Raw genomic sequence first — 16899 nt, forward strand, 5'->3', positions numbered from 1 at the left:
TTTTTTATGCTTGCAGAAGAATATTTTTTTTCAACATCTATAATATTCTCAACATATTGTTTTGTTTCTTGAAATTAGTTCCTAATATTATTTCATATAACCAATTTAAAACAAACAATGAAGATTTTTAAAGCCATTGCGCTACTGGTGGTTTCAGGAGCACTGTTTTACCTAATGGACAATAAAACAGGCCCGATACCTCCTCTAGGGCGATTTTTGAGTCCATATATGGGTTTTTGGCAAAACGCTGAAGTAAAAAAAACTGAAAAAGAACAAAGCTTTTCATTACCGGGGGTAAAAGAAGAGGTGAGCATTTTGTACGATGAAAATCGCATACCGCATATTTTTGCAAAAAATGATTACGATGCTTATTTCGCGCAGGGGTATGTTACTGCAAAGGACCGTTTATGGCAAATGGATTTCCAGACACGTTTTGCTGCCGGAAGAATCGCTGAAGTTATAGGCGATAAAGCCATTGAACTGGATAAATATAAACGTCGTAGCGGAATGGTGTATGGTGCCGAACAGTCATTAAAAGGTATGATGGAAAATCCTGCCAGCCGTATGGTTGTTGAAGCTTATACGGCAGGCATAAATGCATACATCGCTTCATTATCTCCTAAAGAATATCCTATTGAATTTAAAATTCTGGATTATAAACCCGAGGCTTGGACCCCTTTAAAATGTGCCTTGTTACTAAAGCAGATGACCTCTACTTTAGCCGGAGGTTCTGACGATTTCTATTTAACCAATATTTTAAAACAATATGGCCCTTCGGTGGTCAAGGACCTTTTTCCTGATTATCCATTTCGCGAAGACCCTATCATTCCTGTGGGAACTAAATGGGCATTTAATCCATTAAAAGCTCCAGAAACGCCTTCGAGCTTCATTGCCATGATGACCGATTCAATTCATCCCCAGGAAAAAATTGAAGGTATTGGCAGTAATAACTGGGCTGTTTCGGGTTCAAAAACCGCCAGCGGATTGCCAATTTTGTCCAATGACCCTCACCTCGATTTAACCTTACCTAGTATCTGGTATCAAATTCAAATCGTAACCCCTACCATGAATGTTTACGGTGTATCATTACCGGGTTCGCCACATGTAATAATTGGTTTTAATAAAGATGTAAGCTGGGGAGTAACTAATGTTGATGCCGATGTTTTGGACTGGTATCAGGTTAAATTTAAAGACAATAATAAAGATGAATATTGGTGGAACAATAAATGGAACAAAACCACCAAACGAACAGAAACTATTGGCGTACGAAACGGAACATCAATTACTGATACGGTTATTTACACTCATCAGGGACCTGTGGTTTATGATAGTCCACAAGAACCATTTAAAGACTTTGTTCCTGTTGGTACCGCAATGCGGTGGATCGCTCACGATAAATCAGATGAACTTGCAACGTTCTATAAATTAAATCGGGCGAAAAACTATAACGATTATCGAGAAGCATTAAGAAGCTACGTGGCTCCTGCTCAAAACTTTGTATTTGCCGACAATCAAAATGATATCGCCATTACTCCTAATGGAAAATATCCGTTGAAATGGAAAGAACAGGGAAAATTTGTTCTCGACGGAACTGACCCTAAAAACGATTGGCAGGGTTGGATTCCTGCTGAGCAGAATCCTACGGTTAAAAATCCTGAAAGGGGTTTTGTTAGCTCAGCTAACCAATCAAGTACTGATCCAAGCTACCCTTATTATTTAAACTGGGAGTTTGCACCATATGAGCGTGGTACGCGGATCAATCGTCGTTTGGCACAAATGAACCACATTACCGTTGATTCAATTCGTAGCTTACAAAACGATAATTATAGCATTCATGCCGAAAATGTTAAAACAATAATGATCTCTTTGATCGATCAAGGTGATCTAAGAAAGAAAGAAGAAGTTGAAGGCTATCGATTATTAAATAACTGGAACGACTACTATAACGCCAATGAAATAGCCGCAACCATTTTTGATGAATGGTACAGTTTGTTAAGACAGGCCATTTGGGCAGATGATTTTAGCGGAAAAGGCAGTATTATGCGTTTCCCTTCTAGAGATCGTACGGCACAAATAATTCTGCACGAGCAAAATTCGAAATGGGTGGACAATATAAAAACTCCTCAAAAAGAAACATTAGCGGAATTGGTAACCCAAACTTATAGCGCTGCCATTGACAGTTTAACGCAAGCACATGGGCCAATGGGCGAAAAATGGCAGTGGGGTTATGTAAAAGACACCTTTGTTCCGCATCTTGCCAAAATCCCAGGATTTAACAGTAAGCATTTGTTCAACGGTGGTAGTAAAGGTTCGGTAAATGCATTAAGCCAGCACAATGGCCCATCGTGGAGAATGATTGTTGAATTGGGGGAAAGTGTAAAGGCTTATGGAGTTTACCCCGGAGGTCAGTCGGGTAATCCAGGCAGTTGGTATTATGATAATATGGTTGATACCTGGTCTGAAGGTAAACTTAATGAATTGGTTTATTTACTTAGTCCAACCGCAAAAGACAAACGAATTATCTCTGTAGTTAAATTAAATAAATAATAATATGCTATTTTTCTTAATATTTATCATATGTGCTATATTGCAAATAATGCTTCCGTGGTGGATCATCATGGTGATTCCATTCATTTTAGCATTATGGAAAAGTGAAAAAGGTTCAAAGACATTTATTTCGGCGTTTGGAGCTATTTTCCTGAATTGGTTTTTATATGCATTTTTTGTTCATTTTAAAACCGAAGGAATTTTAACCGTCAAAGTTGCTGAAATGCTAACTGTAAAATCGCCTGTGGTATTAATATTTATAACCGGAATTATTGGAGGTTTGGCAGCAGGAATAACGGCTATAACAGGTCATTACTGCAAAAATCTGATAAAAAAACAATAGAGTAAATACTCTTAAAGATAAACGATTGTTAAATAACTTAGTCGTTTCTTTACCCTAGCCTCTGTTTCAACCACAGAGGCTTTTTTTATGCGATACAGGTTGATTACTTTTGCACCGTGAACAAACCAACTTCCCAAGAGATCTTCTCCATTAACAACGAGCAAACTTTTAATGAGTTTTGTCTTCGGGTTTTTAGGTATCAGGCCCAAACAAACCCGGTTTATAAAGAATATTTGAAGCTTATTAAGGCAGACCCTCAATCTGTTAACACTATTTCCGCAATTCCTTTTTTGCCGATCAGTTTTTTTAAAACTCACGATGTTATTACTGAAAATCAGCATTCGTCAATTATTTTCAGTAGCTCCGGAACCACCGGTATGATCCAAAGCCGGCATATGGTAGCCAATGTTCAGCTTTATATAGACAGCTTTACGAAGGGTTTTGAATATTTCTATGGTTCCCCACAAAACTATTGCTTCCTTGCTTTACTCCCTTCTTACCTTGAGAGAGAAGGTTCTTCACTGATTTTAATGGTGGAAGACTTGATCAAACAATCCGGTCATGCAAAAAGTGGTTTCTTTTTGCACAACCATTCCGAACTGTTTGAAACCCTGAACGAACTTGAAGTGCAAGGCCAAAAAACCATTTTAATTGGAGTGACTTATGCCCTACTCGATTTTATTGAAAAATATCCGATGAGTTTAAACAATACCATAATTATGGAAACGGGGGGCATGAAAGGCAAGCGCAAAGAAATGGTTAGAGCGGAGCTGCATGAGGTATTGGAAAAAGGTTTTGGAGTACGGGAAATTCACTCGGAATACGGCATGACAGAACTGTTGTCTCAGGCTTATTCTAAAGGAAAGGGAATTTTTGAATGTCCACCATGGATGAAAATATTAACCCGTGATACTAATGACCCACTAAGCTTAACTAATTTAAACCAGTCGGGAGGCATTAACATTATTGATTTGGCTAATCTAAATTCCTGTTCATTTATTGCCACTCAGGATCTTGGTAAACTTTACCCCGATAATTCATTTGAAGTGTTGGGCCGCTTTGACAATAGTGATATCCGCGGTTGCAATCTATTGGTTCAATAGTTAAAATAACCGATCGTCAAAAGCAAAAGGTTTAACCTTTACTATTTCCACCTTTTTCATGTCAGCATGACCTGGATTAATTAGATAGTTAAACTCATCTTCAACAAGAGCCGAGGGAACTTTTAATACTAACCCGCCAGATTGACGAACAAAGTCATCACCAAAAAACTTTAAAGAAAAGGGAGATGGAAATTTTTTCCAGTCCAAGGGCAATAGGTGTAGATCAAGATTTATAACGTGTTCTTCCGGAACACTTAAATGAATAACTGAATAATTAACTGGTAATTGGGTTGCTGGTAGATGAGCAAGTAACTCTAGCACACTTAACGCTCTCGTTGATGAAGTATAGATCAAAGATGTTCCTATGCTATTCCAACGGCCTCCAAACAACCTTGATCCAGCCCCACTTAAATCATTTATATACTCATTTCTGGCAATATGGTAAACGTTCATTAGGCTAACACTCCGTGTTCAATCTTACCTAATTCATTGAGTACAATATTGAACCCCAACGAATTATCTAGTAAATTAATGGGGGCTTCTCCACCAAGTATAAAACTGGGTGTTCGCATCCAATTTTTAAAAGTATCCATATTACCAAAAACCTCTTCGCCCCGGGTATAAAGTTTTGCAAGCTCAACAGTTTTTTCGGCATATTCAGTTTTCAAAATAGATGAAGAGGTATACCGGTGAAGCGAACGCTCAGAGAGATGCAATACAGTGGCTATTTCAGCTAGCGAGAATGATATTTTTTTGGCGAGCTCCATAACTGCCTTTTTGGGAATACCGTTACGCGCAATATTCATCCAATCAAACTCTGATCGAGGCTGATTAGTGATTTTTAATGCTGTTAACCCTCCCATTAACTGCACTAATTCGGTAGATTCAGATAATTCAACCTTTCCATAAGGAACACCTTTATCATGTGCTTCAAAGCTCATATTGTGAAGTTTGTCATAAATTTACAGACAAATTTCATGAATTTAAAATTTTTAAAAGTTTCTGCTAACAAATTCCTGAACATTTAGTGACATGAATCGATTCACAATTTGTTCAGCCGCAATCTTATTATGTTCGAGATGAAGATTCTTCATGCCATTATTTTCAAAATTATAGGCATGCTTCAATAAGTAATCATCTAAAAACTGAAACTCCTCCGAGGTCCAATAACCATTGATCGGATCAACTATTCCATCATAATCCGACCCTAAGCATTGAATATCCCAGGCGAACAAGCCATTTGCGTCGAGTAAAATCGCAATATGTTCTATTTGGCGCCAAACCAATCTCGACCAATTATAAAGTATCTTTTTTCTCAATATACTGCCTTTGGTATTTTCGAGTTCAGCCTTACTGGCAATTCTACGTTCATCCAGTTGAACGCCAAACAATCCTCTTGATCGGGCTATCAGCAATAATTCATCATCATAAAAATTAATCTCCTCATCAACAAAAAAATGCCGATCAGTTTCATTTCCACAAACTCCACCATGACTGGCTACTATTGGAATTCGTTCGTTTGAATATTCAGTCGCCAGCATATCGAAATATTCCAATCTCGATTTCCGGCTCATATGCTTAATATCAATCAATATCCGTTTGCCATTGGTATTATCAAGAAGTTTTCGGGCAACTGATTTGCCAAGTTCTGTGAACCCTTCACCCAATTTATAACTCTGATCACAAACAGTTCCAACAATGCCTTTTAAACTTTTAGCCTGACCACATAATTCATTATAAAAATGATGAGCAAAAGTGACAAACAATGGTTTATGAGGCCAGTTTTTAACCTTGTCGAGATTGCTTAATATTAAAGCTTCCTCACTGGGTTTATTAACCGGATCCATTCCGGTTCCCAAAGCATGACAGCCTTCAAACGTAATAAGGATCGCTATGGTGAAAACCGGATCATTTTCGATCAATAAAGATTCTACCTCAGCATAACTTTTAACAATAACATACCGATACTTTTGATTATCGATGGTATAGATCTTACCATCCAATTGTTGCAGAAATGCATATTCCTGTTCCAAATCGGTAAAGTAATCTGCTGAGGACTGTATAAAATCAACACGCTTCTTCCCTACTCCGGTGATAAAATTGTTAACCACATCTGAAATTTTTCCAGAGCCTAAATGATTATTAAAGAACAATTTTTCAATAGGATATAATGAGGCACAAATCAAACCTACATTACCATAGCCTAATGCTGTTAAATTAGATTGAGAAAAACGGGTTATTCCTCCAACAAAATTTAAAAGCTTATCCGATAAATTTGGGGGATCATAATACCAGATAGATGAGCGGTCATTAGTTCTTGAACTGTTTGTTCCTTGCTCTCTGTTAAAACTTTGTCCATAAGATTTCATGGTAGGGTGACAATGAATGTCAGCGAAAACATTTTTCATAGTATTGATTTTTAGATACTTAAATATACTAAATCAGCAAATCAAAGTAATCACCCACACTACTAAAAGCAAAAAGCTCTGGATATCCAGAGCTTTTCTAAAACCAAACTACTACAGAGAACTACGCTTCTACAGTTTCTTTTAGCATGCTTCCAAACTCGGCTTCTAATGCTTCACCTTTATTTTTTGCATACCATAAATGTATCTCCTTGGCCATTTCGTCCTTGGACATTCCTAATTCATTTTTCATGTGAAGAACTCTTTCCTGGAGAGCCTCGGGGCGCGGACCCCAAGTGCCTATTTCTTCGAAAGTTTCGGCGTTAAGGCGTATTAGTTTTGGAATACTCCGGCTGCCGTTTGTTAAATATTGATCCATTAACTCAGTATGTTGATCTCTCAACAGAAAACGAATCTCAATATTGGAACTTAAATCAGCGATTTTTTTAATCAGCGGAACATTCTGAGCCGCATCACCGCACCAACCTTCTGTTAACATCAGCCATATTTCCTTTTGATTATATGAATTAACTATTTCGGTTAATTCTGCAGAAGGGGTATAGGTTTTATCCCAACGATTCATGCGCTGAACATTCATTCGGGCATACTCCAACATTTCCGGTGAACTGTTTCCTCCGGTAGTTAAATTATGCGGCAACAGGTCATTTATCAATTCCCTGTAAGATTCGTATGTAATTGATTGTTCGTATTCGGATTTTAAGAAAGCATTTTGGCTCATTACCATTTTAGTTTAATGATTCGCCTCAAAAGTGAGAGTTAAATCATTAAACTAAAATGACACAAATCATGATTATTTATTTTTACATAATAATGACTTCTTGCCAACACACATGTGAGATTATGCCTGCGCGGTAGGTCCACCAAAATTCATGGGTAAGGCTTGCTGCCCTTCGTGAGTTTTTATTTTTCCATGAACCATTTCATATTTATGAATATTGTCTTCCAGGGCATTTAGCAAGCGCTTGGCATGCTCTGGGGTTAACACAATACGAGATTTAACCTTTGCCTTAGGAACTCCAGGCATAATACGTATAAAGTCGACAACAAATTCGGTTGATGAATGGGTAATAATAGCTAAGTTAGAATAGGTTCCTTCCGCAATTTCTTCCGACAGTTCTATGTTTAATTGGTTTTCGTTGTTTTCTTCCATAATAGCAATCTTTATTGTTCAAATATAAGGCTTGATTAATTGAAAAAATAGAATTGTTGTTTTATTTAAGTATGACCTCTGTTGCTCCATAACCAAATTTATCCTTGCCAGCGTCTTTAAAGGTTTTAACATGAGGGTGCTTACTTAGCACTTTATACAATTCATGCTTAAGTATTCCGTTACCTATTCCATGAATAAAAACGATGGATGAAAAATGGTGAACTATGGCAGCCTCTAAACATTGATGAAACTTATCCAATTGTATTTTCAAAATATCGGACTTGTTTATAAATTGATGATCATCTCTCAGTTGCTCTATATGAAGATCAATTTCCTTGGGGGGTACCGCAACTTTAGGTGTTTCAACTTTCACGTTGAAAAAACTCTCTTTCAGCTCATCAATATTAATGATCAATTCCGGTTCATCAATTTGGAACAACCAACCGGTATCATTAAGCGCACTAATACTCTTTTTAGAAGAACTAAAATCTTTGGCTTTAAATTTAAACTCCCCTACTAATGCTTGCTCCGGCTTAAAATCACTAAACGAATGACGCAAAGTTTGAATAATAAGCTTAGGCCAGGCATCTAGTTCTGATAACGAATAGGATGTTATTTTTTGATTTGAATGAGGCTCAATTGTTCCTGCAAAAATCGACTTAAATTGCTGCTTCGTTTCACCTATAACTGAAACCAGTAGTTGAAATGACGTTTCGTTAATTAAATAAAGATGCACAACCGACTTAGCTTTAGCATCGCTGACCACTCCCCAATAAATACCATGCTTTACAAAATTGCTGGTGGAAGCAGGCATTAACGATTGTTTTTCCTCCGGTTCATCATCATCCAAGTGACTGCCATGAACAAGCGTTATCTTCGAGATCAGTACTGGAATTTCAAAATCATCTTCTCCGGTAACACCTACCGTTTGATGGTTGATTATACGAGTGATGTAACCTTCCCTTCGCTCGTCAACAAATCGTACAAAATCGCCCAGTTTATAGTTCATTTTAGAATATATTTTTTTATAAAAATCTATTACTGCTATAAAAGCAAACAGGCTACTCGATTAAGGAGCAGCCCGTTTGCTTATTATCTGTTAAGATAGTTTGATTGTTAAATCATCAAACTAGTCTTCATCTTCTTTTGAAGCAAGAAGTTTTTCGTATTCTTCACGAGAACCAACAATCATACGATCATAAGTACGCATACCGGTACCAGAAGGAATTAAGTGACCAACGATCACGTTTTCTTTCAAGCCTAACATTAAGTCAGTTTTACCAGCAATCGCAGCTTCGTTAAGTACTTTTGTTGTTTCCTGGAAGGATGCGGCCGAAATCCAGCTCTTAGTACCTAATGAAGAACGGGTAATACCTTGCAACACCGGACTAGAAGTAGCAGCAACCGCATCGCGAGCCTCTACTAATTTCATATCTCTGCGTTTAAGGATTGAGTTCTCATCACGTAGTTTACGAACTGTGATAATTTGACCCTTCTTAACCGAAGTTGACTCTCCTGGATCTACAACTACTTTCTTATCAAACATGTTGTCATTCTCATCCATAAAGTCGAGTTTGTCAACAGCTTCTTTTTCTAAGAAACGAGTATCTCCCGGATCTTCGATGAATACTTTTTGCATCATCTGGTGAACGATAACCTCAAAGTGCTTATCGTTGATTTTCACACCTTGCAGACGGTAAACCTCCTGAACTCCGTTTACAAGATATTCTTGTACGGCACCAGGACCTTTAATTGCTAAGATATCGGTTGGACTTATTGATCCGTCAGACAATGGCATACCAGCTTTAACAAAGTCATTATCCTGAACCAGGATATGTTTTGACAATGAACACAGGTATTTTTTGATCTCGCCATCTTTTGATTCGATGATGATCTCACGGTTACCACGTTTAACACCACCCAAAGTAACAACACCGTCAATTTCAGTAACAATTGCAGGGTTTGATGGGTTACGAGCCTCGAATAACTCCGTTACACGAGGAAGACCACCGGTAATATCTCGGGTTTTTCCAGCTGAACGAGGAATTTTAACAAGAACCTGTCCTGAAGAAACCTTTTCACCTCCCTCAACGGCAATGTGCGCTCCTACCGGAATACTGTAACCTTTTTCACCATCCTTACTTACAATGCGGATAATTGGGTTTTTGGTTTTATCACGGCTGTCGATAATAACTTTCTCTTTGTGACCAGTTTGCTCATCTGATTCTTCACGGAAGGTAACACCCTCAAGAATTGCTTCAAATTCAACTTTACCGGTATATTCAGAAACGATAACAGCGTTATATGGATCCCAGCTACAAATTGCAGCACCTTTTTCCACTTTTTGGCCATCCTGTACAAACAGGTGAGCACCATAAGGAATGTTATTGGTCATAATAACCTTGCCTGAGTTCTCTTCGATTAAACGAATCTCACCTGAACGGCCTAAAACAACTTCGATGTTTGCATCATCAGTTTTTAAAGTAACCGTACGGATGTTTTCGAATTCAAGCTTACCAGGGAACTTAGCAATAATTTGTGATTCGGCAGCAATGTTTGATGCAGTACCACCGACGTGGAAGGTACGAAGTGTAAGCTGTGTACCTGGCTCACCGATAGATTGTGCAGCAATAACACCTACAGCTTCACCGATTTGAACCATTTTACCGGTTGCAAGGTTACGGCCATAACATTTAGCACATGTTCCGCGTTTTGATTCACAAGTTAATACCGAGCGAATCTCCACTGCTTCAACGGCTGAATCTTCAATACGCTGAGCAACATCTTCATTAATCTCTTCACCCGCAACAGCTAAAACCTCACCCGACATTGGATCGATAACATCATTTAATGATACACGACCAAGAATACGATCATACAATGGCTCAACAACTTCTTCATTATCTTTCAATGCTGAAGTTAATACACCACGTAAGGTACCACAATCTGGTTCAGATACTACCATGTCTTGAGCTACGTCATGTAAACGACGAGTTAAGTAACCAGCATCGGCAGTTTTTAACGCCGTATCGGCCAAACCTTTACGAGCACCGTGGGTAGAGATAAAGTACTCTAGTACCGACAATCCTTCTTTGAAGTTTGAAAGAATCGGGTTTTCGATAATCTCACCCCCTGAACCTGATTTCTGCGGTTTTGCCATCAGACCCCTCATTCCACAAAGCTGACGAATCTGCTCTTTAGAACCACGGGCTCCTGAATCCAACATCATATAAACTGAGTTGAAACCTTGGTTGTCTGAAGCAAGTTGCTTCATCAAGTGATCAGTTAACCGTGAGTTAATACGAGTCCAAATATCAATGATCTGGTTGTAACGCTCATTATTAGTAATGAAACCCATGTTATAGTTGTTCATTACCTCGTCTACTTCCTCTTGAGCCTGTTTCAACAAAATGGCTTTTTCTTCCGGAATAGTTACGTCTTTCAAGTTGAAGGATAAACCACCTTTAAATGCCATCTGGAAACCAAGTTCTTTAATATCATCAAGGAACCTAGCAGCACGAGCCATACCGGTAATTTTTACGATGTTACCAATAATATCACGTAATGATTTTTTGGTTAACAGTTCATTAATATATCCGGTTTCAGAAGGAGAAAATTCGTTTACAATTACACGACCAACAGTAGTTTCGATCAATTTATTTACAGGTTCGCCATTTTCGTCAATGGTGTTTACCTTAACCTTAATCCAGGCATGTAAATCAATACGATTTTCATTTAACGCGATACGAACTTCCTCAGGGCTGTAGAATATCGAACCTTCACCACGAACAATACGATCTGGCGTAGACTTCCGACCTTTGGTGATATAGTACAGACCCAACACCATGTCTTGCGATGGTACAGTGATAGGAGTACCGTTAGCAGGGTTCAGGATGTTGTGAGCAGCCAACATTAAAATTTGGGCTTCCAAAACTGCTGCATTACCTAATGGTAAGTGAACAGCCATCTGGTCACCGTCAAAGTCGGCGTTGAACGCGGTACACACTAATGGGTGTAACTGAATTGCTTTACCCTCTACTAATTTAGGTTGGAAAGCTTGAATACCTAAACGGTGAAGTGTAGGAGCACGGTTTAGAAGAACAGGATGTCCTTTTAATACGTTTTCAAGAATATCCCAAACTAAAGGATCTTTGCGGTCAACAATTTTCTTAGCTGATTTTACTGTTTTAACAACACCACGCTCAATCATTTTACGAATGATAAATGGTTTGAACAGCTCAGCAGCCATATCTTTAGGTAAACCACATTCGTGTAATTTTAAGGTAGGACCTACAACAATTACCGAACGAGCTGAATAGTCAACACGTTTACCTAACAAGTTTTGACGGAAACGACCCTGTTTACCTTTCAGGATGTCTGAAAGTGATTTCAAGGCACGGTTACCTTCAGTTTTAACAGCATTTACTTTACGTGAGTTATCGAATAACGAGTCAACAGCTTCCTGTAACATACGTTTTTCGTTACGTAAAATCACTTCAGGAGCTTTGATCTCGATCAAACGTTTTAAACGGTTGTTACGGATGATCACACGACGATATAAATCGTTCAAATCTGAAGTTGCAAAACGACCACCATCCAAAGGAACTAACGGACGTAATTCTGGTGGAATTACCGGAACGATCTTAACGATCATCCACTCCGGACGGTTCTCAATATTGGCTTGAGCGCCACGGAAAGCTTCAACAACCTGAAGGCGTTTTAAAGCCTCATTTTTACGTTGTTGTGAAGTTTCGTTAGCAGCCTGGTGACGTAAATCATATGATAACTGATCCAATTGTAAACGACCTAATAAGTCCTGAAGAGCATCAGCACCCATTTTAGCCACAAATTTATTAGGATCCTTATCATCTAAATATTGATTCTCTTTAGGAAGAGTATCTAAAATATCTAAGTATTCTTCTTCTGTTAAGAAATCAAGGTATTGGATACCATCCTGAGCTTTAATACCCGCTTGGATAACCACATAACGCTCATAGTAGATAATTAAATCAAGTTTTTTAGTAGGAAGACCTAACAAATAACCGATTTTATTTGGCAATGAACGGAAGTACCAAATATGAGCAACAGGCACAACTAAGTTGATATGGCCCATACGCTCGCGACGTACTTTCTTCTCGGTAACTTCAACACCACAACGGTCGCACACAATGCCTTTATAACGGATACGCTTGTATTTACCGCAGGCGCACTCATAGTCCTTAACCGGACCGAAAATACGCTCGCAGAATAAACCATCACGCTCCGGTTTATAGGTACGGTAGTTGATCGTTTCTGGCTTTAATACCTCACCACTTGAACGTTCAAGAATGTTCTCAGGTGAAGCAAGGCTGATCGTAATTTTGGTAAAATTACTTTTGATCTTATTTTCTTTTTTGTACGACATATTCTTTTTTTGAATGAGAGAATGAGTGAATTAGAGAATGACAGAATGGATTTTCCATCCTATCATTCATTCATTCAAAATTATTCAAGTGTTACGTCTAAGCCTAAGCCGCGTAACTCATGTACCAATACGTTAAATGACTCAGGAACACCTGGAGTTGGAAGGTTTTCACCTTTAACAATGGCTTCGTAAGTTTTAGCACGTCCGATAACGTCATCCGACTTAACGGTAAGGATCTCTTGAAGAATATTTGCTGCACCGAATGCTTCAAGTGCCCAAACCTCCATCTCACCGAAACGCTGACCACCAAACTGTGCTTTACCACCCAACGGTTGTTGAGTAATAAGTGAGTAAGGACCGATCGAACGAGCGTGCATTTTATCATCAACCATGTGCCCCAATTTCAGCATGTAGATAATACCTACTGTTGTTGGCTGATGGAAACGATCGCCTGTTAAACCATCGTATAGATAAGTTCTACCTGACTCTGGAACACCTGCTTTCTTGATCCAATCTTCAACTTCTGAGTGACTAGCACCGTCGAAAATTGGAGTTGCGAACTTGATACCTAATTCTTTACCAGCCCATCCTAAAATAGTCTCATAAATCTGACCCAAGTTCATACGTGAAGGTACCCCAAGTGGGTTCAACACGATATCTACTGGAGTTCCGTCTTCCAAGAATGGCATATCTTCATCACGAACAATACGGGCAACGATACCTTTGTTACCGTGACGACCAGCCATCTTATCTCCTACTTTCAGCTTACGTTTTTTAGCAACATAAACTTTAGCCATTTGAACAATTCCTGAAGGTAACTCATCACCTACGCTGATAGCGAATTTCTGGCGACGGTAATCTCCCAATTCCTCGTTCACTTTAATACCGTAGTTATGAAGTAACAACTTAATCTGATCGTTTTTATCTTTATCAGTTGTCCACTTATTCGGGTTGATATTCTCATAGTTCAACTCAACCAACATCTTTTGAGTGAATTTCACTCCCTTAGCGATCAATAACTCTTTATAGTTATCATAAACGCCTTGAGCTGTTTTGCCGTTAACTAATTCAAATAGTTTCTCAACTAAAGTATCTTTTAACTTAGTGTTGTTATTGTTATGACGTGCGTCCAATTTCTCTAATTGCGCTTTCTCATCATTTTTTGATGTTTTCTTAGCACGAGAGAATAATTTGGTATCGATAACTACACCACTGATTGAAGGAGAAGCTTTCAATGAAGCATCTTTCACATCACCGGCTTTATCACCAAAGATGGCACGTAATAATTTTTCTTCAGGAGAAGGGTCAGATTCTCCTTTTGGAGTGATCTTACCGATCAAAATATCACCTTCTTTAACCTCAGCTCCAATACGGATGATCCCGTTTTCGTCAAGGTCTTTAGTTGCTTCTTCTGATACGTTAGGAATATCTGGAGTTAATTCCTCTTCACCACGTTTTGTATCACGTACTTCCAATTCAAACTCTTCGATGTGCAATGAAGTAAAGATATCTTCACGCGCAATACGCTCAGAAATTACAATCGCATCCTCAAAGTTGAATCCTTGCCAAGGCATGAACGCTACCTTTAAGTTACGTCCTAATGCTAATTCACCATTTTGGGTAGCATAACCTTCGGTAAGTACCTGACCTTTATTAACCTTCTGTCCTTTTTTAACAATAGGTTTAAGGTTGATACATGTACTTTGGTTGGTTTTCTTGAATTTAGTTAATGAATAACTACGCTCATCACCCTCAAACGAAACTAAACGATCGTCGTCAGTGCGTTCATAACGGATAGTGATCTTATTAGCATCAACATACACAACTTCACCGTCACCTTCTGCATTCATCAATGTGCGAGAATCTGAGGCTACACGACCTTCCAAACCGGTACCAACAATTGGCGATTCAGGACGTAATAAAGGAACGGCCTGACGCTGCATGTTCGATCCCATCAAGGCACGGTTGGCGTCATCGTGCTCTAAGAAAGGAATCAACGAAGCGGCAATTGAAGTGATCTGGTTAGGAGCAATATCAATAAGGTCAATTTTCTCAGGCTCAATTACAGGGAAGTCACCCTCGTAACGAGATTTTACTTTTGGAGTTAAGAAATTACCTTTATCATCATATTGCGCATTCGCCTGAGCGATAGTTTTACCATCTTCATCTTCTGCACTCATATAAATAACTGGCTCACCTACCGAAACTTTACCTTCAATAACTTTACGGTAAGGAGTTTCGATGAAACCTAAATTATTGATCTTCGCATGCACACACAGAGACGAGATAAGACCGATGTTCGGACCTTCAGGAGTCTCAATAGTACATAAACGACCGTAGTGAGTATAGTGAACGTCACGAACCTCGAAACCTGCACGCTCACGAGAAAGACCACCTGGACCTAAAGCTGAAAGACGACGTTTGTGCGTAATCTCTGCCAATGGGTTAGTTTGGTCCATAAACTGTGATAACTGGTTAGTTCCGAAGAACGAGTTGATCACAGAAGAAAGTGTACGTGCATTGATAAGGTCAGTTGGCGTAAACACCTCGTTATCGCGAATATTCATACGCTCACGAATAGTACGCGCCATACGAGCTAAACCAACACCAAACTGTGCGTACAATTGCTCTCCTACTGTACGAACACGACGGTTCGACAAGTGATCGATATCATCCACCTCAGCTTTGGCATTGATCAAACGAATAAGGTATTTAACGATCTCGATGATGTCAACTTTGGTTAACACCTTAGTATCCTCATCGGTATCTAAACCTAATTTACGGTTGATACGGTAACGTCCTACATCACCTAAATCGTAACGTTTATCAGAGAAGAACAAACGCTCAATAATACCACGAGCTGTTTCTTCATCAGGTGGTTCAGCGTTACGTAATGCACGATAAATGTGTTCAACAGCTTCTTTTTCAGAGTTTGAAGTATCTTTTTGAAGCGTGTTATATATAATAGCATGATCAGCGGTGGTTACATCATCTTTAGTTAAGATGATTGATTTAACACCTGCATCAATGATCAAGTCGATATGATCGTCTTCAAGGATCGTTTCACGTTCCATGATCACTTCGTTACGATCGATAGATACCACTTCACCGGTATCCTCATCCACGAAGTCTTCAACCCATTTACGTAAAACTCTGGCAGCCAAACGACGGCCAACATATTTTTTCAATCCTGATTTGCTAACCTTTACCTCATCAGCAAGGTCGAACAATTCAAGAATGTCTTTATCAGAATCATACCCAATGGCACGCAGCAACGTTGTAACCGGGAATTTCTTCTTACGGTCAATGTAAGCGTACATCACATTGTTAACGTCTGTTGCAAATTCGATCCATGAACCTTTGAAAGGAATTACACGGGCCGAATAAAGCTTAGTACCGTTTGTGTGGCGGCTCTGACCAAAGAATACACCTGGTGAACGGTGCAACTGAGATACAATAACACGCTCAGCACCATTGATCACGAAAGTACCTTTAGGTGTCATATAAGGTATGGTACCTAAATACACATCCTGAACAATCGTTTCAAAATCTTCGTGTTCCGGATCGGTACAATACAACCTAAGCTTAGCCTTTAATGGTACGCTATAGGTTAAACCCCGTTCAATACATTCTTGAATATCATAACGAGGCGGATCAATGAAATAATCCAAAAACTCAAGCACGAAAATGCCACGAGAGTCGGAAATAGGGAAGTTTTCGCTGAATACTTTAAACAAGCCTTCTGTGTGACGATCATCCGCCGTGGTATCCAATTGGAAAAACTGTTGGAACGATTCCAATTGAACATCCAGGAAATCCGGGTAATCCAGTACGTGTTTACTTGTAGCGAAACTTACTCTTTGCGAATTATTAGTGTTGTTTGCCAAGGGAATAAAGTTTGAGAGTGAAAACTATTATAAGGTTTC

The 16899-nt window shown here is 38.9% G+C and carries 11 protein-coding genes; 3 read left to right on the forward strand and 8 right to left on the reverse strand.

The window, feature by feature from the left end:
• Window positions 1-117 precede the first annotated feature (117 nt).
• The 3 genes from C3K47_RS03215 (at window position 118) to C3K47_RS03225 (ending at window position 3993) form a co-directional block, all read left to right on the forward strand.
• A complete protein-coding gene (locus C3K47_RS03215; RefSeq protein WP_103787666.1) occupies window positions 118-2547 on the forward strand; it encodes a penicillin acylase family protein in 2430 nt (809 codons plus the stop codon).
• Between the two features lie 4 nt (window positions 2548-2551).
• Complete coding sequence (locus C3K47_RS03220; protein ID WP_133159321.1) at window positions 2552-2890, forward strand: hypothetical protein; 339 nt, start codon at window positions 2552-2554, stop codon at window positions 2888-2890.
• Between the two features lie 116 nt (window positions 2891-3006).
• Complete coding sequence (locus C3K47_RS03225) at window positions 3007-3993, forward strand: LuxE/PaaK family acyltransferase (protein ID WP_103787669.1); 987 nt, start codon at window positions 3007-3009, stop codon at window positions 3991-3993.
• Here the strand turns inward: C3K47_RS03225 and C3K47_RS03230 are convergent, their stop codons facing one another.
• The 8 genes from C3K47_RS03230 to rpoB form a co-directional block, all read right to left on the reverse strand.
• Complete coding sequence (locus tag C3K47_RS03230) at window positions 3994-4446, reverse strand: RES family NAD+ phosphorylase (protein ID WP_103787671.1); 453 nt, start codon at window positions 4444-4446, stop codon at window positions 3994-3996.
• The gene (parS, locus tag C3K47_RS03235; RefSeq protein ID WP_103787673.1) at window positions 4446-4934 is read right to left on the reverse strand and encodes a type II RES/Xre toxin-antitoxin system antitoxin; all 489 of its coding nucleotides are present in this window, start codon (window positions 4932-4934) and stop codon (window positions 4446-4448) included. Before parS ends, C3K47_RS03230 begins: the two co-directional genes overlap by 1 nt.
• 51 nt (window positions 4935-4985) lie before the next feature.
• Entirely contained in the window at window positions 4986-6401 is a 1416-nt protein-coding gene (locus C3K47_RS03240; protein WP_103787675.1) for a membrane dipeptidase, read from the reverse strand.
• A 121-nt stretch (window positions 6402-6522) separates the two neighbouring features.
• Window positions 6523-7137 carry a thioredoxin family protein gene (locus C3K47_RS03245; RefSeq protein WP_103787891.1) on the reverse strand — a complete coding sequence of 205 codons (615 nt, stop codon included), beginning with the start codon at window positions 7135-7137 and terminating at the stop codon, window positions 6523-6525.
• Between the two features lie 120 nt (window positions 7138-7257).
• Window positions 7258-7569 carry a DUF3467 domain-containing protein gene (locus C3K47_RS03250; RefSeq protein ID WP_103787677.1) on the reverse strand — a complete coding sequence of 104 codons (312 nt, stop codon included), beginning with the start codon at window positions 7567-7569 and terminating at the stop codon, window positions 7258-7260.
• A gap of 61 nt (window positions 7570-7630) precedes the next feature.
• Window positions 7631-8578, reverse strand: a complete 948-nt coding sequence (locus C3K47_RS03255; protein ID WP_103787679.1) for a Smr/MutS family protein — start codon at window positions 8576-8578, stop codon at window positions 7631-7633.
• A 120-nt stretch (window positions 8579-8698) separates the two neighbouring features.
• Window positions 8699-12973 carry a DNA-directed RNA polymerase subunit beta' gene (gene rpoC / locus C3K47_RS03260; RefSeq protein ID WP_103787681.1) on the reverse strand — a complete coding sequence of 1425 codons (4275 nt, stop codon included), beginning with the start codon at window positions 12971-12973 and terminating at the stop codon, window positions 8699-8701.
• A gap of 80 nt (window positions 12974-13053) precedes the next feature.
• On the reverse strand, window positions 13054-16860 hold the full coding sequence (rpoB, locus tag C3K47_RS03265; protein WP_103787683.1) for a DNA-directed RNA polymerase subunit beta: 3807 nt from the start codon (window positions 16858-16860) through the stop codon (window positions 13054-13056).
• Window positions 16861-16899 lie beyond the last annotated feature (39 nt).

Source organism: Solitalea longa (assembly GCF_002920915.1).
Classification (GTDB): domain Bacteria; phylum Bacteroidota; class Bacteroidia; order Sphingobacteriales; family Sphingobacteriaceae; genus Solitalea; species Solitalea longa.

Bases quoted from the DNA above. Each gene is read 5' to 3' on its own strand.
- C3K47_RS03215 (WP_103787666.1), top strand. From the start codon at position 118: ATGAAGATTTTTAAAGCCATTGCGCTACTGGTGGTTTCAGGAGCACTG.
- C3K47_RS03220 (WP_133159321.1), top strand. From the start codon at position 2,552: ATGCTATTTTTCTTAATATTTATCATATGTGCTATATTGCAAATAATG.
- C3K47_RS03230 (WP_103787671.1), bottom strand. From the start codon at position 4,446: ATGAACGTTTACCATATTGCCAGAAATGAGTATATAAATGATTTAAGT.
- parS (WP_103787673.1), bottom strand. From the start codon at position 4,934: ATGAGCTTTGAAGCACATGATAAAGGTGTTCCTTATGGAAAGGTTGAA.
- C3K47_RS03240 (WP_103787675.1), bottom strand. From the start codon at position 6,401: ATGAAAAATGTTTTCGCTGACATTCATTGTCACCCTACCATGAAATCT.
- C3K47_RS03245 (WP_103787891.1), bottom strand. From the start codon at position 7,137: ATGAGCCAAAATGCTTTCTTAAAATCCGAATACGAACAATCAATTACA.
- C3K47_RS03250 (WP_103787677.1), bottom strand. From the start codon at position 7,569: ATGGAAGAAAACAACGAAAACCAATTAAACATAGAACTGTCGGAAGAA.
- C3K47_RS03255 (WP_103787679.1), bottom strand. From the start codon at position 8,578: ATGAACTATAAACTGGGCGATTTTGTACGATTTGTTGACGAGCGAAGG.
- rpoC (WP_103787681.1), bottom strand. From the start codon at position 12,973: ATGTCGTACAAAAAAGAAAATAAGATCAAAAGTAATTTTACCAAAATT.